The sequence below is a fragment of the Novipirellula artificiosorum genome (genome assembly GCF_007860135.1).
Taxonomy (GTDB): domain Bacteria; phylum Planctomycetota; class Planctomycetia; order Pirellulales; family Pirellulaceae; genus Novipirellula_A; species Novipirellula_A artificiosorum.
In genome coordinates this window covers 304,785-329,415 of record NZ_SJPV01000007.1, presented here as the reverse complement: position 1 = coordinate 329,415, position 24,631 = coordinate 304,785, and the positions used below count along the sequence as shown (strand labels likewise).

At 55.9% G+C, this 24,631-nt stretch carries 18 protein-coding genes; 9 read left to right on the top strand and 9 right to left on the bottom strand.

Annotation, left to right across the window (positions count from 1 at the left end; all coding sequences use genetic code 11):
• The first annotated feature begins 2 nt into the window (after positions 1 to 2).
• A complete protein-coding gene (locus tag Poly41_RS19985; protein ID WP_146528494.1) occupies positions 3 to 1,286 on the top strand; it encodes a SufS family cysteine desulfurase in 1,284 nt (427 codons plus the stop codon).
• A gap of 176 nt (positions 1,287 to 1,462) precedes the next feature.
• Positions 1,463 to 2,689, top strand: a complete 1,227-nt coding sequence (locus Poly41_RS19980; protein ID WP_146528493.1) for an NAD(P)/FAD-dependent oxidoreductase — start codon at positions 1,463 to 1,465, stop codon at positions 2,687 to 2,689.
• 6 nt (positions 2,690 to 2,695) lie between these two features.
• On the opposite strand, the gene Poly41_RS19975 is transcribed toward Poly41_RS19980, so the two are convergent.
• The 3 genes from Poly41_RS19975 to lepB are packed head-to-tail and all read right to left on the bottom strand — an operon-like array spanning position 2,696 to position 5,965.
• A complete protein-coding gene (locus Poly41_RS19975; RefSeq protein WP_146528492.1) occupies positions 2,696 to 3,043 on the bottom strand; it encodes a nucleotide pyrophosphohydrolase in 348 nt (115 codons plus the stop codon).
• Entirely contained in the window at positions 3,036 to 3,902 is an 867-nt protein-coding gene (lptB, locus tag Poly41_RS19970) for an LPS export ABC transporter ATP-binding protein (protein WP_146528491.1), read from the bottom strand. Before lptB ends, Poly41_RS19975 begins: the two co-directional genes overlap by 8 nt.
• A 59-nt stretch (positions 3,903 to 3,961) precedes the next feature.
• Complete coding sequence (gene lepB / locus Poly41_RS19965; RefSeq protein WP_146528490.1) at positions 3,962 to 5,965, bottom strand: signal peptidase I; 2,004 nt, start codon at positions 5,963 to 5,965, stop codon at positions 3,962 to 3,964.
• 246 nt (positions 5,966 to 6,211) lie between these two features.
• Here lepB and Poly41_RS19960 point away from each other — a divergent pair, with 246 nt between their 5' ends.
• Both Poly41_RS19960 and Poly41_RS19955 read left to right on the top strand, forming a co-directional pair.
• On the top strand, positions 6,212 to 8,125 hold the full coding sequence (locus Poly41_RS19960) for a tetratricopeptide repeat protein (protein WP_197231471.1): 1,914 nt from the start codon (positions 6,212 to 6,214) through the stop codon (positions 8,123 to 8,125).
• Between the two features lie 356 nt (positions 8,126 to 8,481).
• Entirely contained in the window at positions 8,482 to 10,095 is a 1,614-nt protein-coding gene (locus Poly41_RS19955) for a cytochrome b family protein (RefSeq protein ID WP_146528488.1), read from the top strand.
• Between the two features lie 36 nt (positions 10,096 to 10,131).
• On the opposite strand, the gene Poly41_RS19950 is transcribed toward Poly41_RS19955, so the two are convergent.
• Positions 10,132 to 11,892 (bottom strand): DNA polymerase Y family protein, encoded by a 1,761-nt coding sequence (locus Poly41_RS19950; protein WP_197231470.1) that lies wholly within the window; start codon positions 11,890 to 11,892, stop codon positions 10,132 to 10,134.
• Positions 11,789 to 12,808, bottom strand: coding sequence for an ImuA family protein (locus Poly41_RS19945; RefSeq protein WP_197231469.1), 1,020 nt, complete (start codon positions 12,806 to 12,808; stop codon positions 11,789 to 11,791). Before Poly41_RS19945 ends, Poly41_RS19950 begins: the two co-directional genes overlap by 104 nt.
• A 234-nt stretch (positions 12,809 to 13,042) precedes the next feature.
• Between Poly41_RS19945 and Poly41_RS19940 the strand changes: the two genes are divergently transcribed.
• The gene (locus tag Poly41_RS19940; protein WP_197231468.1) at positions 13,043 to 13,330 is read left to right on the top strand and encodes a lipopolysaccharide assembly protein LapA domain-containing protein; all 288 of its coding nucleotides are present in this window, start codon (positions 13,043 to 13,045) and stop codon (positions 13,328 to 13,330) included.
• Positions 13,331 to 13,332: 2 nt separating this feature from the next.
• Here the strand turns inward: Poly41_RS19940 and Poly41_RS19935 are convergent, their stop codons facing one another.
• Entirely contained in the window at positions 13,333 to 13,560 is a 228-nt protein-coding gene (locus tag Poly41_RS19935) for a hypothetical protein (protein ID WP_146528484.1), read from the bottom strand.
• Positions 13,561 to 13,806: 246 nt separating this feature from the next.
• On the opposite strand from Poly41_RS19935, the gene Poly41_RS19930 reads away from it, so the two are divergent.
• The 3 genes from Poly41_RS19930 (at position 13,807) to Poly41_RS19920 (ending at position 18,342) form a co-directional block, all read left to right on the top strand.
• Entirely contained in the window at positions 13,807 to 15,081 is a 1,275-nt protein-coding gene (locus Poly41_RS19930; RefSeq protein WP_146528483.1) for an acyltransferase family protein, read from the top strand.
• Between the two features lie 106 nt (positions 15,082 to 15,187).
• Positions 15,188 to 16,261: an ABC transporter ATP-binding protein gene (locus Poly41_RS19925; RefSeq protein WP_146528482.1), complete on the top strand. Its 1,074-nt coding sequence runs from the start codon at positions 15,188 to 15,190 to the stop codon at positions 16,259 to 16,261.
• Positions 16,262 to 16,407: 146 nt separating this feature from the next.
• On the top strand, positions 16,408 to 18,342 hold the full coding sequence (locus Poly41_RS19920; protein WP_231615811.1) for a heparinase II/III domain-containing protein: 1,935 nt from the start codon (positions 16,408 to 16,410) through the stop codon (positions 18,340 to 18,342).
• Between the two features lie 19 nt (positions 18,343 to 18,361).
• On the opposite strand, the gene Poly41_RS19915 is transcribed toward Poly41_RS19920, so the two are convergent.
• The 3 genes from Poly41_RS19915 to Poly41_RS19905 all read right to left on the bottom strand — a co-directional run bounded on the left by Poly41_RS19915 (position 18,362) and on the right by Poly41_RS19905 (position 23,134).
• Positions 18,362 to 19,672: a hypothetical protein gene (locus Poly41_RS19915; protein WP_146528480.1), complete on the bottom strand. Its 1,311-nt coding sequence runs from the start codon at positions 19,670 to 19,672 to the stop codon at positions 18,362 to 18,364.
• A 343-nt stretch (positions 19,673 to 20,015) separates the two neighbouring features.
• A complete protein-coding gene (locus tag Poly41_RS19910; RefSeq protein WP_146528479.1) occupies positions 20,016 to 21,812 on the bottom strand; it encodes an aspartate kinase in 1,797 nt (598 codons plus the stop codon).
• 101 nt (positions 21,813 to 21,913) lie between these two features.
• Positions 21,914 to 23,134 carry a cofactor-independent phosphoglycerate mutase gene (locus tag Poly41_RS19905; protein ID WP_146528478.1) on the bottom strand — a complete coding sequence of 407 codons (1,221 nt, stop codon included), beginning with the start codon at positions 23,132 to 23,134 and terminating at the stop codon, positions 21,914 to 21,916.
• A gap of 363 nt (positions 23,135 to 23,497) precedes the next feature.
• On the opposite strand from Poly41_RS19905, the gene Poly41_RS19900 reads away from it, so the two are divergent.
• The gene (locus tag Poly41_RS19900; RefSeq protein WP_146528477.1) at positions 23,498 to 24,625 is read left to right on the top strand and encodes an acyltransferase family protein; all 1,128 of its coding nucleotides are present in this window, start codon (positions 23,498 to 23,500) and stop codon (positions 24,623 to 24,625) included.
• Positions 24,626 to 24,631 lie beyond the last annotated feature (6 nt).

Below are 24,631 nucleotides of genomic sequence, written 5' to 3'. Positions count from 1 at the left end.
CCATGAACGCCCCCAATCCAGCCGTTTCGTCTGTGTTTGATGTGGATCGTTATCGCCGCGATTTCCCGATTCTGACTCGAAAGGTCAACGGAGATCGGCCGCTAGCGTTTCTTGATAATGCCGCCAGCAGCCAGCGGCCGACTGCGGTCGTCAAATCGATGTCGCAGTTCTACGAGAATTGCTACGCAAACGTTCATCGCGGCATCCATACCCTCAGCGAAGAATCGACCGATCTCTACGAGCAAGCACGCCGAGGTGTCGCTCGTTTCCTCAATGCGGCTGAGGACAAGCAGGTTATTTTCACCGCAGGATGCACCGCTGCAATCAACACGGTCGCCCGAACGTGGGGCGATGTCAACCTGTCCTCATCCGACACCATTCTGCTGACCATCGCGGAACATCACGCTAACATTGTCCCCTGGCACCAGTTGGCCGAGCGAACGGGATGCCGGATCGAGTTCCTTCCGATCAACGATCAATTTGAGATCCCCGACGAGGTGGTCATCGAGCATCTCGATCGCTTGAAACCACGACTGTTTGCGTTCACGGCGGCCAGCAACACGTTGGGTACGGAATTTCCCGTCCAGCGGTGGACCCAATGGGCACAGGCCGCGGGCGCGACCGTGTTGGTCGACGCCGCGCAATCAGCGCCACACTTGCCGACCGATGTTCAAGCATGGGGTGTCGACTTCTTGGCCTTCAGCGGTCACAAGGTTTGCGGACCCACCGGGATCGGCGTGTTGTATGGCAAGACCGATTTGCTCGATTCGATGCCTGCTTTCCTCGGCGGTGGCGGTATGATCAACAAGGTCACCACCGCCGGATTCACCTCCGCCGCCTTACCCGATAAGTTCGAAGCTGGAACACCACCGATCGCCGAAGCCGTCGGGCTCTGCACGGCCACCGAGTACGTGTCCGCAATCGGGCTCGATGCGATCCACCGCTATGAATGCGAACTCGGGGGCTATGCGGATCGTCGACTCCGCGAAATCGAAGGTGTCCGTGTGATTGGTCCAACGCCAGAAAAAAAGGCGGGAATCGTCAGCTTCGTGGTCGATCACGTCCACGCCCACGATCTAGCTCAAAGCTTGGACGGTTACGGAATCGCAGTGCGGGCAGGACATCACTGCACCATGCCGCTCCACGAATCGATTGGCATCGCCGCGTCAACGCGAGCGAGTTTCTATTTTTACAATACGTTTGAGGAAGCCGACCGTTTGATCGAAGCCGTCGCAGCCATTCGAAAACGTTTCGCCCCGACGGGCCGAAAACGTCGACGGTCGTAACCGACCCCGTGCCGCTTGCCCATACCGCTTGCCCGTGCCGCTATAGTAACGCAGCATGTAGAATCAGCACGCCTCGAAAATGCCAGCCTTCTTCGACCCGTTTAGGATCACTCATGAAGGGGGGCATTTACCGAAACGTGTCGTCCATTCCAGGTTTTTCCAAGTCTGAGTCAATCATGAAATCCAGTTACGATTGCGTTGTGATCGGCGGCGGGCCGGCTGGCGGTTCCGCTGCATCGATCGTCGCCCAAGCGGGCCTTGAGACGCTGCTGATTGAACGGGATCCGATGCCTCGTTTCCACGTCGGCGAATCGTTGATGCCCGAAACCTACTGGGCGTTCGAACGCTTGGGAATCAACGAGCGCATGCGTCAAGCGGGATTTCAATCAAAGAAGAGCGTTCAATTCGTCACCCACCGCGGCACGGAGTCGGAGCCGTTCTTTTTTCGAAATCATGACGACCGGCCCTGCAGCAGCACCTGGCAAGTCGAACGCAGCGAATTTGACAAGATGCTGTTCGATCGAGCCGAGGAATTGGGAGCGGATTGCTACGATCGGACCCGATGGGTCGACGTCCGCTTCGACGCGGATGACCGGGTGACCGGAGTGGTGGTTCGTGATGGTGACGGAATTCAGCGTGAAATCGATTGTCGAGTCGTGATTGACGGGACGGGGCAACAATCCTTTCTCGCCAACAAACTCGGACTCAAACAGTTCGATGCGGAACTCCGCAAGGTTGCGATTTGGACCTACTACCGCGGCGCCGTCCGTGGCGAGGGTGACAACGAAGGCGCGACCATCATTCTCAATACAGAGAACAAAGATGCTTGGTTCTGGTTTATCCCGCTTTCACGCGGAATCACCAGCATTGGTTGTGTCGGCGATACGGACGATCTGCTCAAGGGTGGCGGGAAACCGGAGCAGGTCTTTTTTGAGCAATTGGACCTCTGTCCTGGGTTGAGGCCGCGACTCGAGCACGCGAAGCGGTTAGGCGAGATTCGCACGGCAAAGGAATTCTCGTACTCGACGTCGCAAAACGCAGGGAACGGTTGGGTGCTTGTCGGAGATGCGTTTGGATTTATCGACCCGGTTTATTCGTCCGGTGTCTACTTTGCTTTGGAAATGGGCATTCGAGCTGCGGATGCGGTTGTGGCTGGATTCCAGAGCAACGACCTCAGCGCCAGGCAACTCGGTTCGTGGACCGATGAGTTTCTCGAAGGGGCTCAATGGGTCCGCAAATTGGTGCACGCATTCTACAGCAAGGAATTCAGTATCGGTCGGTTTATGAAGGAGCACCCCGAACATCGCGGCCGCGTCACCGATTTGCTGATCGGTCGAATCTTTGACGAAAGTGCCGAACAATTATTCAAAGACATGGAAATGTCCATGAAAAAAGCGATGTAACTTCGTTTACGTCGGGTATTTTTCAGCGTTGCGGATCATCTTGGCTTTCAAGGTGGTCGCCAAGTCGATCTCCATCGCATTGGCAATCGCGATCACATACGCCAAACAATCAGCCAATTCCTCGCCAACAGCATGTTTTCGTTGGGGATCGGATTGCACCTCGGCCGACTCGGGCAGTGTCAACCATTGGAAGTGTTCCATCAATTCGCCTGCTTCGATGGCCAGCGACATCGACAGATTCTTGGGATTGTGAAAGGGGTGCCAATCCCGATCGCTCACGAATTGCTCGACGACGGCTTTGAGCTCCGCGACGGTCGTTTCGCTATCCGTTCGGCTGGTGGCGGATTCAGACATCGGTGACTCGGCGGGCTGGTTTTCGGGCGGGTGAGTTGGATTCCCGAAAATGAGGGCGCGGGATGTGTCCGCTTGGCCGGCCAGCGGCTTCGGATCGCTGCACCGTTGTTTGCGCCGCACCGTCCAAGTCTCCGAGGTATTCTTCGCGAACCTTTGGATGCTCCTTCACCTCTTCGGGACTCCCATCGATCAGCACCTGGCCCTGATAGATCACATAGCAGCGATCGACGGTACCCAAAATTTCACGCGCCGCATGATCGGTAATCAGCACGCTGATACCGCTATCTCGAAGTTGTTTGATCACGCCTTGAATCGACTGCACCGTGATCGGATCGATGCCCGCAAACGGTTCGTCCAGCATCACAATTCGCGGATCGGAAACGAGACAACGTGCAATTTCCAAGCGTCTTCGTTCACCACCGCTCAGCCCCGCCGCCCGACTTTTACGGATGTGCGTTATATTGAACTCCTCAAGCAACTGCTGCGTGCGAGTTTTTCGCGCCGCTCGGTCCATTCCCAGCAACTCCAAGAGTGCCGAGATGTTCTGCTCCACTGTCAATTTTTTGAAAACGCTTGGTTCTTGAGGCAGATAGCCCATATGTCCATCACGAGCGCGGCGGAACATCGGCCAATCGGTAACGTCCTGACCCTCCAAGTAAACTCGTCCACGATCCGGTTGGATCATGCCACAGATCATCCGAAAACTTGTTGATTTTCCGGCCCCATTCGGGCCCAGCAATCCGACGATTTCGGCTTCGTCGACATGGAGGTTGACCCCATCAACGACTCGTCGTCGTCCGTAGGTCTTTTGTAAATCAACCGCCTGCAAAATCGGTTGTCTTTCGGGACTCGCATCCATGCTTTTTGCTCTTTGGTCTGGGGGGATCTTCTTGCCCGCTACGGGGCAAGCGGGGCAAATCAACGAATCAACTTCATCTGGCGAAGATTGGGAGTAAACGGAACAGGGGAATTCCAAGAGTGAGGCCAGAACACCAACAAGGCTTTCCCAACCAACAAATCACGCGGCACATAGGAGGCATCGGACCATCGATCGGCTTCCTCAGGCATCCCAAAACGCACTTTCGTCCCCGCCCAACATCTCGCATCGAGGCTCTCGGGACTGTTGTCCCCCATCGGAAAAAATTGATCTTCCTGCAATTCAAAGGTGACCGATCGGCGAGCTTTCCAGATCGGCAATTCCGACCAGCTTTCTGGCTCGCCAAACATGGCTTGAACATCGGGGTACGTTACCGAGCGTCCCGCGACTTCCCAGACTTGACGCATGTCGTAGTCGAACATGCCTGTCGAGCTGTCTTTGGTTGCGATGTAATATTTGTCACGATCGAGTCGCAAATGACGAAGGGTACCGGATCCGCCTCGGACTCCAATGGCAACGGGGCTGGCATCCATCGGGTCGCCGACGGCAAAGTGAGGGTAGTCATTCTCGTCGCTAAGAAATCGTCGCGAATCAAACTGGGTCGGTTGATCAAACGACACCAAGTCCTCATCGACCCACAGCAAAATCTGATCGTCACAATTGCTCATTCGCACCGTATGCTGTGTGCCCGCCCTGACCGTGGTTTCGGCCTGAGGGTGCAGATTCGGTGTTTCCGAATCCGAATCAAACGGCCGGTCCTGCCCGTCTCGAATCGACAAAGTGGCGATACCGCTGGCGAGATCGATTTGGCATTGGTACTTCACCCCAGACTCAACGATCTGCAACTCCAAGGCTTGCGCGTCTTTGGACGTTTCCACATCCGCTTCGACGATTAGGTCGCCAACCCAGTGAATTCCATCGCGTGACAGACCTTGCGAACCAAACTCGGCTCGCCCGTTGAACTGCTCGGGCCCCGAGCCTGATTGAAAACCCGGTTTCAGCGTGCCCGCGGAATAGCCGCTGTTGAACATCCGAGTCAATCGCGAGCCACCCCGTATGGCGGACGGTTTTTCGTCGAAGAGTTGGTCGGATCGAACGTGCACGTAAGAATCGTAGGCATAAAAATCGGTAATCAAACGACTCGAGTAAGGATCAACGTCGGCCAGCGAAGCCCCCTGGTCCGCCATTTCCCATTGTTGTTCGCTTGGCCAACGGTGGAAGTATCGAAGCCAATGGGTCTCGTCCGCCGAACGGGTTTGCAGTGACGCTGACATCCCTTCATTCGTTCGATCAATCTGCCAAGAATCGCTTGGCGGCGAAGTCGCGCTTTCAACCCATGGCTGCCAGCGACTTGGGTAGTTCGCCTTGATCAACTCCGCGGATTGATAATCGGTGTCGTATACCAAATGCCGCATCGACAAAAGCGTCTTGGCAGGTTTTCGAACGATTTCTCGCACCGCTTCGCTTCCGGTCGGCTTGGTGAAAACATCACCGTGATCGATCGTCAAAGTTTCGTTCGGCAAACCCACCAACCGTTTGATGTAATTCTGCTTGGGGTTTCCAGGAAACTTAAACACGATCACATCCCATCGCTTCGGATCACTGATCGTGTAGGCGAACTTACTGACCAGAATCCGGTCGCCGTTGAACGTGCTGTGATTAGGATTTCCCGCCAAGTCCATGGGATTGACGTGCCGACAATTGGGGCAGATTCCGGCCACCACCGCGTTGTCGGTCACCGGTCCGCGGCGTTCGAGACTGGCACCCACCTGGAAAGGAGTTCCACAGCGGTCGCAGTCGACATCTTTATGGGCCCCCATCAACGTCGGGGCCATCGAACCGGTGGGGATGACGAAGGCTTCGGCCAAAAACGCTCGAAAAAGAAGTGCCAGAATAAATGCGACGACGAAGGCTTCCACCGTTTCCCGTTGCGCCGCAGTGCGAAACGATGCGGCCCGAGCCTGAGCGGGGCTGGCTTGGGCGTCGGCATCTGCCGAAACCGCTCCTTGGGTGGAATTCGATTCAGAAGTATTTTTTCGGCTCATGTTGGCCTGGTCGTAGCGGTGAAAAAAACGGAATCGAGCGAAACGGCACGCTCGGGACTGGCATGGTAGCGATTTTACGTCAACTACGGAACTTCGATTCCATTCGTTCGCCGCCATCAGAACCTTGGCAGAAATCGGGCTCGATCCTTGGCAATAAGTGGAAAAAGACCCTAGAATGAGGCGGTCGCAAACTCGGCGATGCCACCGCGTTGTCCCGATTCCCCCGGAGATTCAGTGCGTTTTTTCATGTTGACAGGCTCGGAACGCTTTGCCGCCTTGCTTCGACCGGCGAATTTGCGGGGCTTACTGCCGCTGATCCTGATCGTGGTGGCGCTGGAAACGGGAACCGCGAAGATCGGGGTTTGTGAAACGGGAGGTTCGCTGGACGCATTAGGCACGACTGCCGACACGCTGATCGAACAGCTTGGCAGTCAGAGCTACGCCACCCGTCTGCGTGCCCGGGAGTCACTTCAACGAATGGGCCTTGAGGCGTTCGATGAGCTCCATGCGGCACAATACCACCCAGATAGCGAAATCGCGATGACGGCGCGGCACCTGGTCAGCAGTTTGTTGGTGAGCTGGTCCAAGGAAACCGATCCCGAGCAAGTTCGCGAGATTTTGCACGAGTATGGTGCCCAAACCGAGGACGAACGCCGCGCTCGGATCGCGATGCTGGCCGAATTGCCAAAACACGAAGGCTTGGCCGCACTCGTTCGACTGACCCGTTTTGAAACCTCGCTGGCCCTGAGTCGTGTCGCTGCCCTCTCGCTGATGCGGCAAACGATTGCCGAGGACGAGACAGCCCACCGCGTGGAACAAATTCAATTGGGTCTGGGGCAAGGAGACCGCGCTCCGGTCATTTGGCTGGCGGCGTACGCGGACGACTTGAAGACCGGCGTTGTTGATGCCAAGCGTTGGGACAAACTCATCGACCAGCAACGCCAACAACTCGACACCGCCTCTGCCGTCCAGACGACACGACCATCGATTTTAGAGTTGGTTCGCGTCTGTGCGAATCAAGCTTGGCTTCGCGGGCAAACCGACGATGCCCAGCAATTGGTTGAAAAGCATTTGGATCTGGTAACTCCGACCACGCGTGAACTCAGTGAAGCATGTCGGTGGGCGATCAAGACCGGCCTGTATTCCACTGTGCTTGAACTGCGAAACCGACACACCCAGCTATTCGATGCCCAACCGATGCTTCTCTACTCCGCTGCGGAAGCGTTGAATGCGAGCCACGATCCCGAGGGCGGCGAAGCGCTCGCGGTGCGGGCACTCGGTACACAGCCAATACCGAGCGATCTCGAAACACAAGAAAAGTGGTCGCCGAACGACCTTGCGGAAAGAGCCCAATCCCATCGTGAGATTGCAGATCACCTACAATCCCGCGGTCTGTTTGATTGGGCCGAAGCCGAGTATCGAATGATCATCGACCGACTCGACATCGTTTCGATGCCATCCACAAGCGCGAGAATCTCGCTGGCGCAAATGCTCGGCGATCTGCTGCAGCATCAACAGGTGGTGGATGTCTTAACGCCTCTGGTCAACCGAATCAGCAGCGATGATCAATTCAGGAATCAATTGAACTTCCAACATCGCAACCTGGATGCCATGCGCAGCATGATCCACTGGCATGGAGCCTTGGCGAAAATAGAACAAGGTGAGATCGAGCAAGCAAAACCCATGCTTGAAAAGGCGTTGCGGATCGATCCAACCAACATCGACATTCTGATTGACATGTATCGGCTCGAACAAGACGATCCCCAGTGGACTCAACAAACCGAGACGTTGATCAAGATGAGCACCCGCGATACACAAAAATTGATCGACGAGCGGGAAACGCAACTAAGGCGGCCTGGCCAGTTCTTTGGGATGGGCGGTTCCCTGGCGGATTTATTGAATCAATACGCATGGTTGGTTAGCAACACCCAAGGAGACTATGCTCGTGCGCTTCGTTACAGTAGACGCTCGCTGGAGCTGTTGCCAAACGAGCCTGCACAACTCGATACCCTGGCGCGATGCTATTACGCCGTTGGCGATTTTCAGAACGCCTATGCAACGCAAGTCAAAGCGGTTCAGTTGATGCCTCATTCGCCTCCAATGCTTCGCCAATTGGAATTATTGGAAAAAGCGGCGCAGGCCGATCTGCCAAAGCAATAGCGACGGCGGGTTCACGGTAGCGGTAGCTCGCACGACCTACCGTTGCACCCTGCGGCATGACCCTCACAACCGTTCCCCCGTTTTACCTCGCCTGCCACGGATCTTGATCGACTCGCGATTCTATGACCTAGGCTTTCATTGGTTTACTGCAACCGCAACTTAACCCATGTACAGACCTACTGAGTTATCGGAACCGTTCGATCATGCCAAAACCGTCTCGCCATCGCGACCGCAAACGTAACAAGCCACCTCGTTCGCGAGGCAGCTTCTCGGTTCTTATTGGATTTGGGCTGCTCCTGTTCGGAGTATGGCTTGGGTCAACCTCCGCCGTTTCCAATCTCCATCGAGCGTTGGCGATGAAATCATCGCCGCGTGTTGTGGATTACCAGACGTTGCTGAACGAGGGCATTGGCGATAACGCATTCATTCACCTCACGAACGTTGATTTTGACCGCACGGAAAAAACCAGTCGGCTTGAGAGAATCGCATCGAGTTTCGAGGGCATTGGAGCGGGGGCGACCGCCGCCGATCCCGCAAAGATCCAGAAAACAATCGCCGAGATAAAACAACAACTTGCGGCACAGGGCGGAACGTCTCAGATCGCAGATCTCGTCGCCGAGTCGCTGGTTGCCATCAAAGTGTTCCCAAAGAACGCCGGCTTGACCGAGCAGCTCGTTTCGTTGCCACGCAACCGCAATGCGGTTGCCACGGCTGCCGATCAGATCGACCATTACAACGAACTCCGTGGCTACATTACGATCGACAATGGCGAGCAAACTCGCCAAGCAATCCAATTGCTGGGTAGCCCGGATGCGATGCAGCGAGATGCCAACGCTTGGCTAGAAAAACTCAATCAGATCAAGCAGCAAAAGGAGACCGCGCGAGATCGATTCCTGATCGATCCGATGGATCGACCACCAAGTCGAGTGTCCTCGGCTGGTCTGTTCGCATGTTCCCTCGGCTCGATCGTGTTCGGATGGCTGCTACTTGGCAGCGGAACCATGTCTTGGCTGGGTTGGTTCTTGATGCCAATTCCCGCTATCCTCGGTCTGGTCGGCTTTCCACTTCGACTGGGGCGTGGGGGACGAAAAACCAGCATCCTGTACCTGATCGTTGGCTTCACCCTGTTCGTCGTTGGCGGATATGAGATGGTTTTCCTTGGTGGTTTCGGGCAAACCGACGGGACCACGATACATCATGTGATCGGGTTCTTGTTGGCAGCTACGGGCACGTCCGCATTTGCCGGTGCAGCCCTTCATCACCGAGCACGCCAACCACTTGAAAACATCTTGCCACCACCCCCTTCGGCAACTCAACCGACCACTCGCCCGGTGCTCAGCTACCGCACCTCGGCCGATCAACTCGCGGCCATGGCGAACGACGCCGAGGACTGTGCGCCAACCCATTACGTCGACCCTTGTTTTATGGCCGCAATGGATGATTCTTGCAGCTCCATCACAATGGATTGTGTCGAGCGTTTGGACGTGATTGGCTTTGTCAATCCGTCGTACGTTCGCGCCAGTGATGACTACAATGTGCCGGCGATCGCACTTCAATTTGGATGCGACCACAAAGTGCTAGCCGAAGTGAGTGACAACGCGGTCGAACCGGTCATTCGATTCACCAGCGTGCTACATGATGGGTTAGCCATCGTGACCGTTTCCGAAACGGTTGCCAGGACGCGGCGAGCCCAGTTCGGCATCAACGGTGTTTATGCATCGGGCAATCATGATTCAATCGAAAAACTCCTTGCAAGTCACCTGGAGCTAACGATTCGCATGTCAGAAAAACGGGATTCCAAGATCGTCACATTCGATCATGAAGAGAAGCTCGAAGTCTGCTTGTACTCACGCCGCGTCTTTGCAGACATCCAGCGTCAATTTGGTGAGTCCAATGTGATGATCGCTCGCGCCAGTTACGATCGCTTCCAGTTCCCACCTCAACCGGTGGAAGAATTGACCCTCGCGTAATTAGCCCCTTTGCACCTGTGCCCGAGATCAAGACGTTTACGCGAACAGTCCATGGAGCATCCATTTCGGCTTGTTTGGATCCGATTGGGTCGCCTTCATGTCTCGATAGATCCACCACCATTGACCCGACTCCGTCTCGACTCGGTAGTAATCGCGACGGATCGTCGGGCCGTTCCACCATCCGGTTTCCATACGTTCGGGCCCCCAGCAGCGGATGACCCGATAGGCTTGGCCGCGGTAGCGAACCAACGCTGGCACATCACCAAGTGGTGGCGTCGAGGTCTTCAGGGAAAGAAGGGGATAGGGGCGATCAAAAACGGTTAACGGACGCCGCATCGCATCATGTCTCGAGGGCAAATGTTGTCCGTCGTCTCGCGAAGCGCGGTTCTCGCTGTTGCCCCGCCCCACTTGCTTTGCCCTCTTTGCACGCGACCGACTCGGTGACGGACCAGTCATCGGATAGGCGACATAAGAATTTTCGGGTACCGAATCCTGTTCCATTCGGACCTTCAACACCGATTCACGGCCCAGTCGGCCGCTCAGTGAATCCACCATTCGTGAAAGCACCGATCCACCAAACGACTGAGGTGAATCGGCCCCACGATCCAATCCACCCACAGATTCCTGCTCGAAAAGTCCAGCTTGGACACTGCGAATCGGCGCGGACAAAGGAATCGAGATCGTCAATCGGACGACATCGGAAGGCAGCGACTGCGTTTCGAGTCGAGATTCAAGCAGCGAAAGAAGATGCTTCGTATCTTGACTGGGTGCGAACAAGCCGATCTGGAGTTCGAGCGGCGGAGGAGTCACCAAACTTAAGTGACATCGCAATCCAAGTGCCCCATGTTTGCGTGTCACCAACCCCACCCTGATTTCTTCGAGCAGTCGTTCGATACGATCGAGTAAAATACCCAGGTCGCTCGTCGGATACTCGAGCGTATCGGAGCAACTCAATTCGGCATCGTCATGATGAACGGTGATGGGTTCTTCGAGTTCACCGAGCGCTTGGCTGATTCGAGTGACGAGTGGTTTCCCCAACCGAGTCGCCAATCCGCCGCGTGGCAAACGCAGCAGTTGATTGACCGTCTCGATGCCCAATCGACCGAGCGTCCCCACCGTTGCCGGCATCAAGCGAAGCGATTCGACTGGCAAGGGACGCAGTGCGGTTTCAGGATCCTCCGTCACTTCGATCGCGTGGTCACCGAAATGAGCGAGTGCCCATGCCGTGGCGATGTTCGGCGCCGCAGCAATCCGCGCATGCAGGTTGATGGCGTAATGCTCGTTCATCCTGGTCCTCGCCGCATCGATCAACGACGATTCACCACCAAACAAATGCTCGACACCGGTGATATCACAGAACAAGGATTCCGGCTGGTGACGTGGAAAACCAGCCCAAGGGTGCTCGGCCAACGTTTCGATAGCAACCTTGGGGCTGAGGGCCGATTGAAGATCGGTCGCCAAACGCATCAATAGCGTTTGGTCAGCAAACGGATCGTGCGGCAACACGTTTGCGTCTGGCCGATTTGGATCGTGAAGGAGCAGTTGCTTGGCTTGAACAAGCGGCATCGCGATCTGAACTCCCATCATCGCCGCGTGACGACAGCAAGCGACGACCAAACGACCGCGGCGCCGATCATCGGCCCACAACAACGTGGGCCCATCGGCGAGTTTCCACTCCATTGACGAGGGAGCGTTACGCGCGTCGTTTTCGATCGGCTTGACGGATCGCTCTTGAACTCGCCACCGCAGACTTTGGATGGGCCAATTGGGAAGCCAGATGCACAGCAGCCGTTTCATATTGGTTCTCTTGCGGAGCGGCCACTTCGTGCAGCCGAGCATGATCATCGATTTGCAGCCAAACACTTTTGCCAAGCTCGGCGCCGCGGCCGCGGTCGAGCGTGACTTGCAAAGGATGCCCCATGGCGGGCTTAACGGTTTCTCGTTTTGGGATCACACGTTGAACCGAAAATTGCACGTCGGTAAAACTCGGTCGGCCACGCACCGCGCGGGGCCGAACGAACAATCCCGTCGTTTCGCCCTGCTCCGCCGCTAACTGAAAGCGTCTCGCATCTCGGTCATCCAATCGCGCATCGAGCATCGCCCAAACGGCTGCCACCGCGTCACACCGCAATGCTTGATCGATCGCCCAGACCGAATCGCGGTGACATCGCGGCCGAACCAAGATCATCCGCTCGACCGGAATTCCAAGCGAAACGGCCGCTGGCGGGTAGAAGGTCTTGTTCGAATCCACAATCACCAACGGCCCTGATCCCAAGTGGACTCGCAAACAATTCGCCGCAACGATCATCGCCAGCGCAGCGGCACCGCTGCTGTCAGATTCAGCAATCCATTCGGTTACCGCATCGATGCGAAGCCCACCACGAAGTAATTTTTGGTCGATCGCCGAACTGCCCGTTGAGAAGGTCTTTTTGTTTTTCGAATCTGCCGCGGTGATGCATCCGGCTTGAGCCCGCAAGCGGCGGAGAATCGCCTGGCGATCGTTCGGGACATCGAGCCTTTGCTCTTTAGCAGACTCGAGCCTTTGCTCTTCAGCAGACTCACTCGCTGCCGCTGGGGCGACCGCTGCCACTGGGGCTTCGGCGACCGCTGGGGCCGAGGGGGCCACCGCCGGGGCCGCTACAGCCGAAGCAGCCGGCCGCTTCGGCATGGGGACGGCAACCTCCATGAATGCAAACGTTTGCTGAGCGGTCACCAAATGCATCCTTGAACGAAAAAACGGGAATCAGACAGGGTCAGAAAAACAACCAAACCAAGGGCAAAATGCTCGTTACCATCGCCCCAACCGTTACCATGGTTTTCGGCGGATCGGTCAGCTGCTCATGAGCGGCAAATTGCCGAGCAAGCCACCAAACGCCATGCACCAATGCTATCATTTGCTAGCATGAATGGATAGCATTTTTGGAAAATGATTGGGAGAGTGTGTCGGATGAGGCAGAAAATACGCTGGTTTTTGTTACTCGCCGGGGTGATCGTCGCTTTGGCGATCGCGGTCCAAAACAATGCCATGGCGGAAGTCAAACTGTTCTTTTTCAGCCGAGATGTGCCCCTTTCGCTGTTGATCGTGACCAGCGCCGGGGCCGGATTCCTGCTCGGTTCGCTCATGACCTATTCGATGCTTCGAGCCCAAAAGAAGACCGAGCCGAAGGCAAAGGAGGTCAAAACCGCACCGAAGCAAGCTGAAGCGGTTGACGAACTGAGAGGCCAAACCAAGTAGTCCTACTTGGATCGCCGCTGGGCGGCTCGACGGCGAGCGACCATGTCGTATCGCATCAAGACCAAGCGAGCCAAATCGCCCATGTGATTGAGCCCACGATCGGGCTCGCTTGGGGTTGCAGCCTGACTTTTCACCGTCGGCACTGATGCTTGGATGGTTTCTTTTGCGGCCGGAGTGACGATTGGGCAAGTGATCGAGGCGGGGGCGTCGAAGAGCATCAATTGAGTCATGGGACTGGTTTTCCGTGCAAAGAGGATGGTTTGAGTGCTCATGGGCAAGGCCGAGCACTGCTGAGCGATCAATCACTCAACACGACCATTCTTCGCGCCCCCAGTGACAAGTCTGGTCACTCCCAAAACAGAAAATCCAAAAAAAGTTTTCTCTCCTCTCTTGCCTGCCCCCACTCGGCAACCGCCAAGCGGATTTCTATTTGGACTTCCCACAAATTGCCGTGTTTTGGTAATCCCCAAAACACCATGGAAACACTGCCATTACGACGAAACGTCTCTCCTTCGACTCGCCCAGCTGAGAAGCCGAACTTCGCAGGTTTCGACGCGTTACGTGCGTTTTCGGCTCTCGCCGTGGTACTCCTGCACGCCTGTGTTCCGTACCTGCAACATCCCATGCCGGGGTTAGCGTGGACGGTGCGTGACCGAACCAGCGGCTTGTTAGACTGCCTTTTCTGGGGCATCGAATCGTTCATCATGCCCATTTTTCTGGTTTTGGCAGGCTTTTTGGCTTGGCAAACGCTATCGAAAAAGGGCCCTTCGATCCTGGTTTCCAGTCGTGCCCGACGGCTGCTGGTCCCCTTGGCGTTCGCTGTCTGTGTGGTCCTGCCGATTGGACTTTACACTTGGGTCCTGGCTTGGGTCGCCGAAGGAGTCGTGGCCCCCGTCAAACTCAAGAGTTTGAAATTTGATGGTGTCATCGATCAAGATTTGTGGGGCCTCAGCCACTTATGGTTCATGCTGTATCTGTTTTTGTACGTCATGGTCGCGGCCATCGTTTTTCGTGGAATTTCGCAATCCAGAAAAGCGACTGTGCTGCGACGATCACTCGCCCAACCCCACCTTGTATCGATTGGGTTGTTTCTCGTTGCCTTTGTCGTGTTGGCTTTCCGCCCCGAAGTGGTGTGGGGTTTTCAGCATGCATTCGCTCCGGTGCCGAGCAAGTGGATCTACAGTGGGACTTTCTTCGCAGGAGGCATGCTGCTCGCATCGAAAGACCCTCGCTTAGTTTGGATACAGAGCAAAACACCGGTACTCGGCATTGCCAGTGTCGCGTTGCTCGTCACGGCGGTCACCATGGGCCGTTGGCATTTGCAGTTCAGCGGCGACGCATTGGCCAAGGGTTTCTTGGCTGCGATCACGGTTCTTTGTGCTTGGTCAACAACGCTGTTCTTGATCGCTGCGAGTGGTTCGTTCCAAAAGCTATCGCTGCCGATCCAGTACTTGGCGGCAGCCTCGTTTTGGATCTATCTGGTACACCACCCTATCCTTGGGCTTACCCATTTGGATCTAAAACTGACGTTGGCCGACACGCCCCCAACGATCAAGACGGCGATGGCATTCGCCACGAGCGTGACCGTGAGCGTGCTGAGCTACGAAGTGATGGTGCGACGGACGCGATTGGGTCGGTTGCTCGGTATGACATGGGAAGTCCCCCTCTCTCGACCGTCCGTTCCCGAACTGCAGTCGCCCCTGCTACAATCGGATGAACGTGAGTCACAACCGTGGTCCCGAGCGGCCTGATCGATCGTCAGCATCCCTTCGCAAACGGAACCGCTGCACCGGCAAACTGGCCACGTCATTGTCCGTGCGTGCTTACCCTTGCTGTTGCCACAAAGCCCCTTAGCACATGCCTGCGATTTACCTTGATCACGTTTCGAAATCTTTCCACGGCAAAGCGGTTCTCCGAGACCTAAATTTAGAGGTTCGCGATGGCGAGTACCTTGTGCTACTTGGGGAGAGCGGCAGCGGCAAAACGACGACGCTACGAGCCATCGCGGGCCTTGAACCTATCAATGGTGGCCGAGTGCGATTCGGCCACGTCGACGTGACCGACCTGCCCGCAAGGAAACGAAATGTGTCGATGGTCTTTCAGCACGACGGTCTGTATCCCCATCTCAGCATTCGAGACAATTTGTCGATAGCTCGAAACCGAAAGATCGATTCGCGAGAATTGCAGTCTCGAATCGAACAAGCTGCAACCATACTCGAGATCAAACCGCTGCTGGACCGGCTTCCGAGCCAACTCAGCGGTGGCGAACTTCGCCGCGCCGCCATGGCCAAATCCATTGTCCGGCAAGCGGATGTGCGTTTGCTAGATGAACCGTTGTCGGCGCTCGATGCAACGGTTCGCCATCAGTTCCAACACGACTTGTTGCGATGCCATCACAGCCAACCGGCATCGACGATCCATGTGACACACGATGGAAACGAAGCGATGCGAATGGCGGACCGGATTGCAGTCATCGATCAGGGCGAGATCGTTCAAGTCGATACACCCCACAACATCTATCACCATCCCTGCTGCGTCTCCGTCGCCAAGTCGATCGGCTCGCCTCCAATCAACTTGCTTGACGCGTCCTTGAAAGACAACCAAGTCAAATTGTCCGACCTCGATTGCTCCGCTTCGCGTACCGAATCCTGGCCGAATGATTGTTCGGGTGATTTTGTGGTTGGCATTCGTCCCGAAGCGTTTCGCGTACGGGACACGTCATCCAAAACACCGATTCCCGTGGGCGGATTGCGTTTTTCGGCGCGATGCTGTTGGGTAGCGGAATTTAGCGGCGTGATGCATCTCGAGTTTGAAACCAACGGAAAGCGCATCACCGTGTTGACTTCTCCTGAAATCAGCGTTCGCCCTGGGGAACTGCAAGACATCGAAGTGCCGTGGCAAAACGTGCACTGGTTTCCCAAGAATGCTTGACGCGATCGTTTTACGGCCTTAAGGTGGAATGATCGGCTGCATTCCAACCCGCCGAACTGCCCACCAGAATCCCTCCCCACGCTCGTGTCCTTTCCCGCAACTCGCCGCGAAGGATTTGAGCGTTTCGCCCTAAGGAATTTCCCGTGATGTTCCCCCCTGCCAACCATTCGGCGGCGATCGCCTTGTCGTTGTTCTTGTCCTTTGCTGCAACAGCGGACGATGTCGCATTCACGTACCCGCCCAATGTATCGATCGAAGCGGTCACGGAGTACATTGCGTCGGCTTCGAAAGTGCACCCTCGCTTGTTTGCCAATGCAGAGACCTTTGAGCGTTTGCCGAGCGTCGTCAAGGCCTCTCCACTCAAGCAAACGATTGCCAACGGAGTGGTCAACAACGCGAAGAAACTGCTCGATGCCAAGCCGGTCGAACGCAAACTGGAAGGACGCCGCCTCCTGGGCGTGTCACGACGTTGCCTCGAACGGGTGTTGACCTTGTCGATGGCGTACCATTTGACCCAAGAGGACCAATTCGCGGACCGATGCGAACGTGAAATGTTGGCTGCGGCAGCGTTCACGGACTGGAACCCCAGCCATTTCTTGGACGTTGCCGAAATGACGCTGGCACTTTCGATCGGCTACGATTGGTTGTTCCATGAATTATCGCCGGAGTCGCGTCAGACCCTTCGCGATGCAATCCTCCGCAAAGGGGTCATTCTGCCATGGGAAACCAAACACAAGGGGTGGGTTCGAGCCACGAACAATTGGGGCCAAGTTTGTCATGCAGGATTGACTGCCGGAGCCTTGGCGATCATGGAAGACGAACCGGAATTGGCCGCTCGCACCGTGCTCAATGCGGTCAGCAACGTACCACGGTCGATGCATGCTTTTGAGCCCAAGGGCAGCTATCCCGAAGGCCCTGGCTATTGGGCCTACGGTACGGGGTTCAACGTATTGTTGATTGCCGAGTTGGAAAGCGTGCTGGGTGTCGACTTTGGCCTGTCGAAGGCCCCCGGGTTTTCTGAAACAGGCGGCTACCTCGCCATGGTCACCGGCCCATCCGGTCTGACCTTCAACTATGCTGACGGAGGTTCCGGCCGCGGCCCGCAAGAATCACTGTTTTGGTTCGCCAATCGTTTCGAACGTCCCGAGTTCCTGCGTGGTGAAAAAGATCGAATTGTGGAGACATTTTCGGACCGGCGCGGTGGTGCCGGTGGGCGTTTGATGCCGCTGGCATTGTTGTGGATGGAAGAGGATGCGTTTGAGACAACCCGCTCACTCCCTTTGCACTGGAGCAGCGAGGGGATCGCTCCGATCACGATCCACCGCAGCAGTTGGGACGGCGGCCCGGCAACGTTTGTGGGAATCAAAGCAGGATCACCGTCGTCGAATCACGCCCATATGGACGCTGGTTCATTTGTCCTCGATGCAGACGGTGTTCGATGGGCAACCGATCTTGGCGCCGAGGGATACCACGGAATCGAATCACGCGGGATGAATCTATGGAGCATGAAGCAAGATTCGGATCGATGGACCATTTTTCGACAACAAAACCATAGCCACAATACGTTGGTCATCGACGATTCGCTGCAACGATCGGCCGGCCGCGCCGAGGTGGTTGCTTTCTCGGACGATCCACAGCGTCCGCTAACCATTGTCGATTTGTCGGAGGTTTACCAAGGTCAAGCCGATTCAATTCGCCGCGGCGTTCGCATGTTGCCGACGGGCGAAGTTTGGTTCCAAGATGAATTGACCGGTTTGGAGCCTGGGACGATCGTGCGTTGGGGAATGGTCACCCCGACCAAGGACCTGTCAAACCGATCGCCTGAGGTCATGCTGCTTCGTCAAGGCGATGCATCCCTTAAGCTGACGATTGAAAGTCCCACCGAATCAAAGTGGCAACAGATCGATACGGAAACCCCTCGCAATCCATGGGACTCTTCCAATCGAGGAACCACGATGGTGGCCTTTGAAGCGGTCGCTCCTGACTCGGGAACGATGACGTTGTCGGTGCTCGCAACGCCGGGTTCGGTCAAGTCCTCGCAAGCCGAATCCGCCAAAGGCAATGCTTTGGCGGATTGGTGAGAACGATACCTGGCCAGACTTACCGCTGTTCCGTCTCGTCGATCCTTTCGGCGATTTGAACTGCGGCAGCGGGCTCATCGCTAGGGACGGTAACTTCCAAGACCGGCAGCGGCTTGGATGGCCAACTTTGGGCGACGAGTTCGACCGCCAAGTTGGCCGCGTCGCTGCTGGGGCCAACGATCGATGCGATCTTGCGCCCCGCATGCCGTGCGGACCATCGTTTGAGACTTGGCCCATGCTCGGCGGCAGCGTCACGCAGTTCGCAAACCCACCGGTCAAGCAATTCTTCTGGCGACGCTTGTCGCGCAGTGTCTCCATCACTCACCGACTCAGGCGTTTCCGATTCCCAAAGATCAAGTCGATCGACATGATTGTTGCGATCGACGATGCAATAGGGCTTGGAAACCAGAGGCAGGAAATTCCAGACTTGGATGTCGGCGGCGGCCAAGTCATAGGGCAGGTACGCATCCTCGATCGTCGCGATCATCGGTGAACAACCAACCGACATCTTCTGCCCACTGCGTTCTTGGACAACACTGCTGACGTCCTGCACGGTGACGTCCTGGATGATCAGCACGCTCTGTCCTAAGACACGAACGTCGATCCGTTCCTCCGCTGCGAGCGAAGCCAAATCGTTGCAGATCTCTTCGGCTACCGCCAGTGCTTCGAGGTCTGCCTCAGCCTTTTCCGCCGCGACGAATTCCTCTGCCTCAACCTCTTCTGCCACCGATACGTCCGCAACTTGTTGCAGTCGTGCAATTTCCTCGAGTGAACTTTGGGCGTAGGGCGTCACCATCGCAAATGGTTCGGTCATCTGTTGGACCGACACTCCCACACGCCGACAAATCGTCTCGGCCACGGCGAATAAAGCGGAGCTGACGGAGCTTGCATCGATCTCGGTCGCTTCGAACGCTTCATCCTCGTCTTGCTGCACGACTGCTACTTCTACGCAGTCACTATCGTCACCTGCCTGCATATCGAGACTGTTGTAGTAGTCTGCGAAATGATAGTTCCCGTAGAGATCTTCGTACGCATCTTCAAACAGTTCGTCGAATCCTTCCTCGACCTCGCTGACGTTGCCTTCGACGGTAGCAACCGCGGATTGATTTGCTTCTTGAAAGTTCCGTTCTTGCAAACGTTTTTCGTTATACGCTTCCCAGTCGCACCAAAGGTCAAAGCCATCGAGCGTCTCGACCTCCGAAAACTCATCGGGACTTGGGTGCCAGTACTCATCATTAGCATGTACATCGCCGACAAAGGTTGTCGTCGCACCTGCGATCAAACACGACAACAGAAAACGGCGGAATCGCTTCGCAAATAGAACCTTCATAATAAAATCCTCCTGAATAAATGCGATTTCTCGCACGGACATCCATGCCGCACTCCTTCCAGCGTGTGTCCGCTGGGGCCGCCCATGGGGTTTAGACGACCCTCTGGTGTAGGTTCGGCGGGATTTCCAGACACCAATGTAGGAATGATGGGATTGGCACCGACAAAGGGGCCAGCATTGGTCTCGGGAACGATAGACTTATCGACGGCTCTACCGGTTGCCGCTAGCAATGCGGCCAGGAAAACCTTAACGATTGCCCAAGAGTGTTCGGATTGCGAGGTTTGCGCCGGTCGCCACGTGGTTTCGGGATGTCTCACCCCCGATCATCGAGATCGGTAACGTGTCAACGCCCGGCTTCAAGACTCGCCGCAAAAGCGGCACTCAAACGCTCGAGTGCCTTGTCGGAATTCGTCGCGCTGATGACGGCATTGACCTGCAATTCACTGGTTCCAATCATCTCGATGTTGATTCCCAAATCGGCCAACTGCTTAAACAGAACCGTCGCCACATGGGTGTGACTTCGCAATCCAATTCCGCTGACGGTAATCTTGGCGATGTCGGAACCATCTTGAATATCTCGCATTCCATGCTTTTCCCGGATTGCGACCGCGACCTCCAAACTCTGCTTCAAATCCGACTCGTCCACCGTAAAACTGACGCTTGTCGAACCGTCTTCACCATCGTAGCCCTGCACGATCATGTCCACGAAGATCTTTGCTTGGCCGATGGTTTCGAACATATCTGCGGCAATGCCAGGTTCATCCGGAACACCATAGAGCGTCACGCGTGCTTGATGCTTGGTCAGGGAAATGCCGGTTAACGTCAATGCTTCCAGCGCATCATCTTGCAATCGGCTGACCAACGTATCCAAGTCGGCTGTTTCGCCTCGCTCAGCACGAATTTGGTCCCACGACTTCGCGTCAGCCGGTTTTTCATGCAATCGAAACACTTCGTGAACCGCCCGCAGCGCCGCACCGGCTTCGGCTCGTGGCACCAGCGTTGAAATCTTTATTTCGCTCGTCGTGATCATTTGAATGTTCACGTTCGCATCGGCCAAGGCTCGAAACATCGTCGAGGCAACGTTTGTCTGATCAGCCATGTTGACTCCGACCACGGAAACCTTCGAAACTTGGTCGTCAAACGTCACCGCGTCGGCACCGATCGCTGGCAACACTTTGTCGAGTGCCGCGAGAGTCAGTTTCAAGTCATCTTGGCGGACCGTGAAGGAAATATCCGCTCGCCCTTTGCGGCCCACATTCTGAACCACCATGTCGACGGCGATCTTCTTCTCCGCGATGGCGGAAAACACTTGCAAGCTTTTCCCTGGCACGTCGGGAACCCCCAATACCGTGACACGCGCTTCGTTCGGCGTCATCGCGGCTCCACATACCGGTGCGGTCTTTGATTCGGTTTCGGCGACGATCATCGTCCCTTCCGCATCCGAAAAACTGCTGCGAACATGAATCGGTACATTAAACTTCTTGGCAAATTCAATGCTGCGGTTGTGCATCACCCCGGCACCGAGGCTGGCCAATTCAAGCATCTCATCGTAGCTGATCACATCGACGCGGCGGGCTTCGGGCAACAACCTTGGGTCGGTCGTGTAGACGCCGTCAACATCCGTATAGATCTCACAAGCGGACGCACCGAGCACCGAGGCCAAGGCAACCGCAGTCGTATCACTCCCGCCGCGACCGAGCGTGGTGATGTTCAAATCATCGTCAATCCCTTGAAAACCGGCGGCGACGACAATGTTCCCATCATCAAGCAATCGTTCGATTCGCTCGGTTGAAATCGATTGAATCCGAGCTTTACTAAAACTGTCGTCCGTCTTCATCCCGATCTGTCCGCCCGTCAAACTGACCGCCTTGGACCCGAGGTCGTCAATCGCCATGGCAACTAAGGCCACCGAAACCTGTTCGCCGGTGCTAAGCAGCATGTCCATTTCCCGCGCGGGCGGGCTTTGCGAAACATCGCCAGCAAGCTTCAGTAGCAAATCCGTGTTCTTTCCCATTGCGCTGACAACCATCACGACGCGGTGACCCTGCTTTTGAGCGCGAATTGCCTTTCGTGCAGCAGCGCGGATTTTTTCAACATCGGCAACGCTGGTACCGCCAAACTTTTGAACAATCAGTGACATGGGAATAACGGGTAAGAGGGGAATGGAGGAAGTCGAGGAGACCTCCGTCGGTTTCAACCAAACTCAAAACGAGCTCGGCCGCGTGTTTCAGTGCACGGAATCTATCGTTTGATGAAGGCGTTCATCAAGTCCCAACCGTGATCGAATCGTTTTCCCGAGGCGTCGGCTGCCAATTCGTCGTAACTCGTTTGAGCGTCCGCAACGATTCCGGTCCCCGCCATCGCCAGCGGCACCATCCCGTGGGTGTGCTTCTTCGTGCTGCAAAACGTTGGATGGTCGGGAGTGACCAAGATTCGGTAATCGCCGCTCGCTTGCAGCGACTGGTGCAATGGCGCGACAATGTGCCGGTCGATTTGCTCCAGTGCTTCGATTTTTGCCGCATGCCGCCCTTCGTGTGACGCTTCGTCCGGAGCCTCGACATGAACGCACACCAAATCGTAGTGCTGCAACGCATCCAACGCCGCACGACCTTTGGCAGCATAGTCGGTGTCCAAGTACCCCGTGGCTCCGTCGACTTCGATGCGTGGCCAGCCAACGAGTGCCGCAATACCTCGCAGCAGATCGACAGCGGTAATCATCGCACCTTGGACGCCATGTCGCGACTCGAAACTCGGTAACGAAGGTGCACCGCCAATTCCCCACAACCAAATGTTCGTGACGGGGCGTTTCCCCGCGGCGATGCGTTTCTTGTTGACCGGATGATCGGCAAACAACTCGGCCGACGCATTCATCAATCGCACCAACGTGTCGCTGCCGGGTCCACGAGGAAAATCATCCGCGACGGGCAAATCGGTCAAATCGTGAGGCGCGGTGCTGCGTGTGTCGGTTGAGAACGGAGCCAACGTCGCCCGATCCCCTCGATAGAGCAGCAGATTGCGGTAGCTGACTCCCGGAATAAATTCCAATCGCGAATCGATCGGCGTCTCCGAAAGCAGTTGCGTTTGCACCGCTTCCAACAATTCCGTCGCCTCGGCGGTCGTGACGTGATCCGCCGTAAAATCGACCATCGTCTGATTCTCGATCGTGACCAAATTGCAGCGGATGGCCCAATCGTGTTCGTTCAGTGTGATCCCTTGCGCGGCGGCTTCGAGCGGCGCACGGCCCGTGAAATAGGTGTCGGGGTCATAGCCGAGCAGGCACAAATTCGCCACTTCGCTGCCAGCAGGCAGATGAACCGGGGTGTTGTTGGCCAACGCTAGCACCCCTTGGGCTGCCAACCGATCCATTGCAGGTAACTTGGCCGCTTGCAGCGGTGTCTGCCCACCGAGCGCCTCGATCGGTTCGTCGGCACATCCATCGGGAATGACGATGACATATTTCATGGCGTCTCCTACAACGTTAAAAACCGGCAGTTTCGTTTAGACTCGAGGCAAACGAAAGGGGAGGCAGGGGAACGATTTTTGACTTTTGGGAAACCGGTACCAATGGAAAGATCCAGGGACGCATTGTCGCAGTCGAGACAAAAGCAATGCTTCGATCCGTCCGCAGCTTGGAACAACCTGATCGACCGCTACAAATCCACAATCATTTGCGGGTATTTCGCATTCCCCAGCGGCCGAGCCTCGGCGCCGTGCCCTGCCTTAACGAATGTTTATGCGAGTCGTTCTCTCCACCGGAGTACGACACGCGTCTGATGCTGCGATCTCAGGCGTCATTTCATTTGCCGCCATTTGATCCGAGTCGCCATGACCCTCACAGCCGAATCTGCCAGTACCGGCCCGGTTCTAAAACCTCACCGCCGCATCCTTGAACTCGACGGATTGCGTGCGTTAGCTGCGATCAACTTGATGCTCTTTCATTTGACGCACGTCTATGCGGTCAAATTTGGCTACACCTCCCCCTTGGGTTGGGAATGGCCGTTCGGCAAGTATGGCGTCGAAATGTTCTTCATTCTCAGCGGTTTCGTGAACAGCATGTCGTTGATGCGTCGCGGCAAGCCCGTCGATTTTGTCGCAGCCCGGTTGATCCGAATCATCCCGATCTTCCTGCTCGTCATTGTCGCGAACCTTTGGATCACTCGGCAAATGCCACTGGTCAACAATCCCTACACCAGCGGTCCGATGTATGCCGGCCAATTCTTCGCCAACATGACGCTGATGCCTCGAGTGCTCGGGTTTGAATGCGTCGACCCCGTGATGTGGACACTGCAGGTTGAAATGATGTTCTACATCACCCTCGTCGTCCTGTTCCAAATCGGTGCCCTGCGACGTTACTTCATCGGATGGGGGACGCTTGCGACGCTCTCGTTGATCGCTTGCCCCATCCTCGACACACTCGCCACGACCCATGCCGATGAATCGTGGTATGCGTTCGCAAATGCCATTCGGCTGGTGATGCTGCTCGATTTCGTGCCACTGTTTGCGATCGGCTTCTTGATTTACATGATCAAAACGAAGACCGGCCACGTTTGGCAGAACCTGCTTGGAATCGTGTTTGCAGCATTTGTCTTCCACGCGATCGATCATGGGGAACACAATCCCGTCGTGACCGTGATGATCGTCAGCTTGGTGACCTTGTGCGCCTATGGCAAATTGCCGCTGCTGCGATTTCGACCGCTGATTTACGTCAGCACGATTTCGTACGCCCTGTATTTGTGTCACAACAACCTTGGCTGTGTGATCATTTACCGATTGAACCAATCGGGCATCGCGTCGAACCTCTGTTTCGCCATCGGCATTCTGTTTTCCGTCGCGATGGCCATCATCGTGACGCATCGAATCGAACAACCGCTGACGCAAATGTTGCGTTCGACATGGTCGCGTTGGCGAATTCGATCCGCCGAATCGACCGGGCTTGCACCGGTCGAGTCCTAGCGAGGC

Excerpts from the sequence above, each read along its gene's own strand:
- Poly41_RS19920 (WP_231615811.1), top strand. The coding sequence starts at position 16,408 with ATGTTCCCCCCTGCCAACCATTCGGCGGCGATCGCCTTGTCGTTGTTC.
- Poly41_RS19950 (WP_197231470.1), bottom strand. The coding sequence starts at position 11,892 with ATGAAACGGCTGCTGTGCATCTGGCTTCCCAATTGGCCCATCCAAAGT.
- lepB (WP_146528490.1), bottom strand. The coding sequence starts at position 5,965 with ATGAGCCGAAAAAATACTTCTGAATCGAATTCCACCCAAGGAGCGGTT.
- Poly41_RS19980 (WP_146528493.1), top strand. The coding sequence starts at position 1,463 with ATGAAATCCAGTTACGATTGCGTTGTGATCGGCGGCGGGCCGGCTGGC.
- Poly41_RS19975 (WP_146528492.1), bottom strand. The coding sequence starts at position 3,043 with ATGTCTGAATCCGCCACCAGCCGAACGGATAGCGAAACGACCGTCGCG.
- Poly41_RS19915 (WP_146528480.1), bottom strand. The coding sequence starts at position 19,672 with ATGAAGGTTCTATTTGCGAAGCGATTCCGCCGTTTTCTGTTGTCGTGT.
- lptB (WP_146528491.1), bottom strand. The coding sequence starts at position 3,902 with ATGGATGCGAGTCCCGAAAGACAACCGATTTTGCAGGCGGTTGATTTA.
- Poly41_RS19905 (WP_146528478.1), bottom strand. The coding sequence starts at position 23,134 with ATGAAATATGTCATCGTCATTCCCGATGGATGTGCCGACGAACCGATC.
- Poly41_RS19985 (WP_146528494.1), top strand. The coding sequence starts at position 3 with ATGAACGCCCCCAATCCAGCCGTTTCGTCTGTGTTTGATGTGGATCGT.
- Poly41_RS19955 (WP_146528488.1), top strand. The coding sequence starts at position 8,482 with ATGAAATCATCGCCGCGTGTTGTGGATTACCAGACGTTGCTGAACGAG.
- Poly41_RS19935 (WP_146528484.1), bottom strand. The coding sequence starts at position 13,560 with ATGACTCAATTGATGCTCTTCGACGCCCCCGCCTCGATCACTTGCCCA.
- Poly41_RS19925 (WP_146528482.1), top strand. The coding sequence starts at position 15,188 with ATGCCTGCGATTTACCTTGATCACGTTTCGAAATCTTTCCACGGCAAA.
- Poly41_RS19960 (WP_197231471.1), top strand. The coding sequence starts at position 6,212 with ATGTTGACAGGCTCGGAACGCTTTGCCGCCTTGCTTCGACCGGCGAAT.
- Poly41_RS19900 (WP_146528477.1), top strand. The coding sequence starts at position 23,498 with ATGACCCTCACAGCCGAATCTGCCAGTACCGGCCCGGTTCTAAAACCT.
- Poly41_RS19910 (WP_146528479.1), bottom strand. The coding sequence starts at position 21,812 with ATGTCACTGATTGTTCAAAAGTTTGGCGGTACCAGCGTTGCCGATGTT.
- Poly41_RS19930 (WP_146528483.1), top strand. The coding sequence starts at position 13,807 with ATGGAAACACTGCCATTACGACGAAACGTCTCTCCTTCGACTCGCCCA.
- Poly41_RS19940 (WP_197231468.1), top strand. The coding sequence starts at position 13,043 with ATGAGGCAGAAAATACGCTGGTTTTTGTTACTCGCCGGGGTGATCGTC.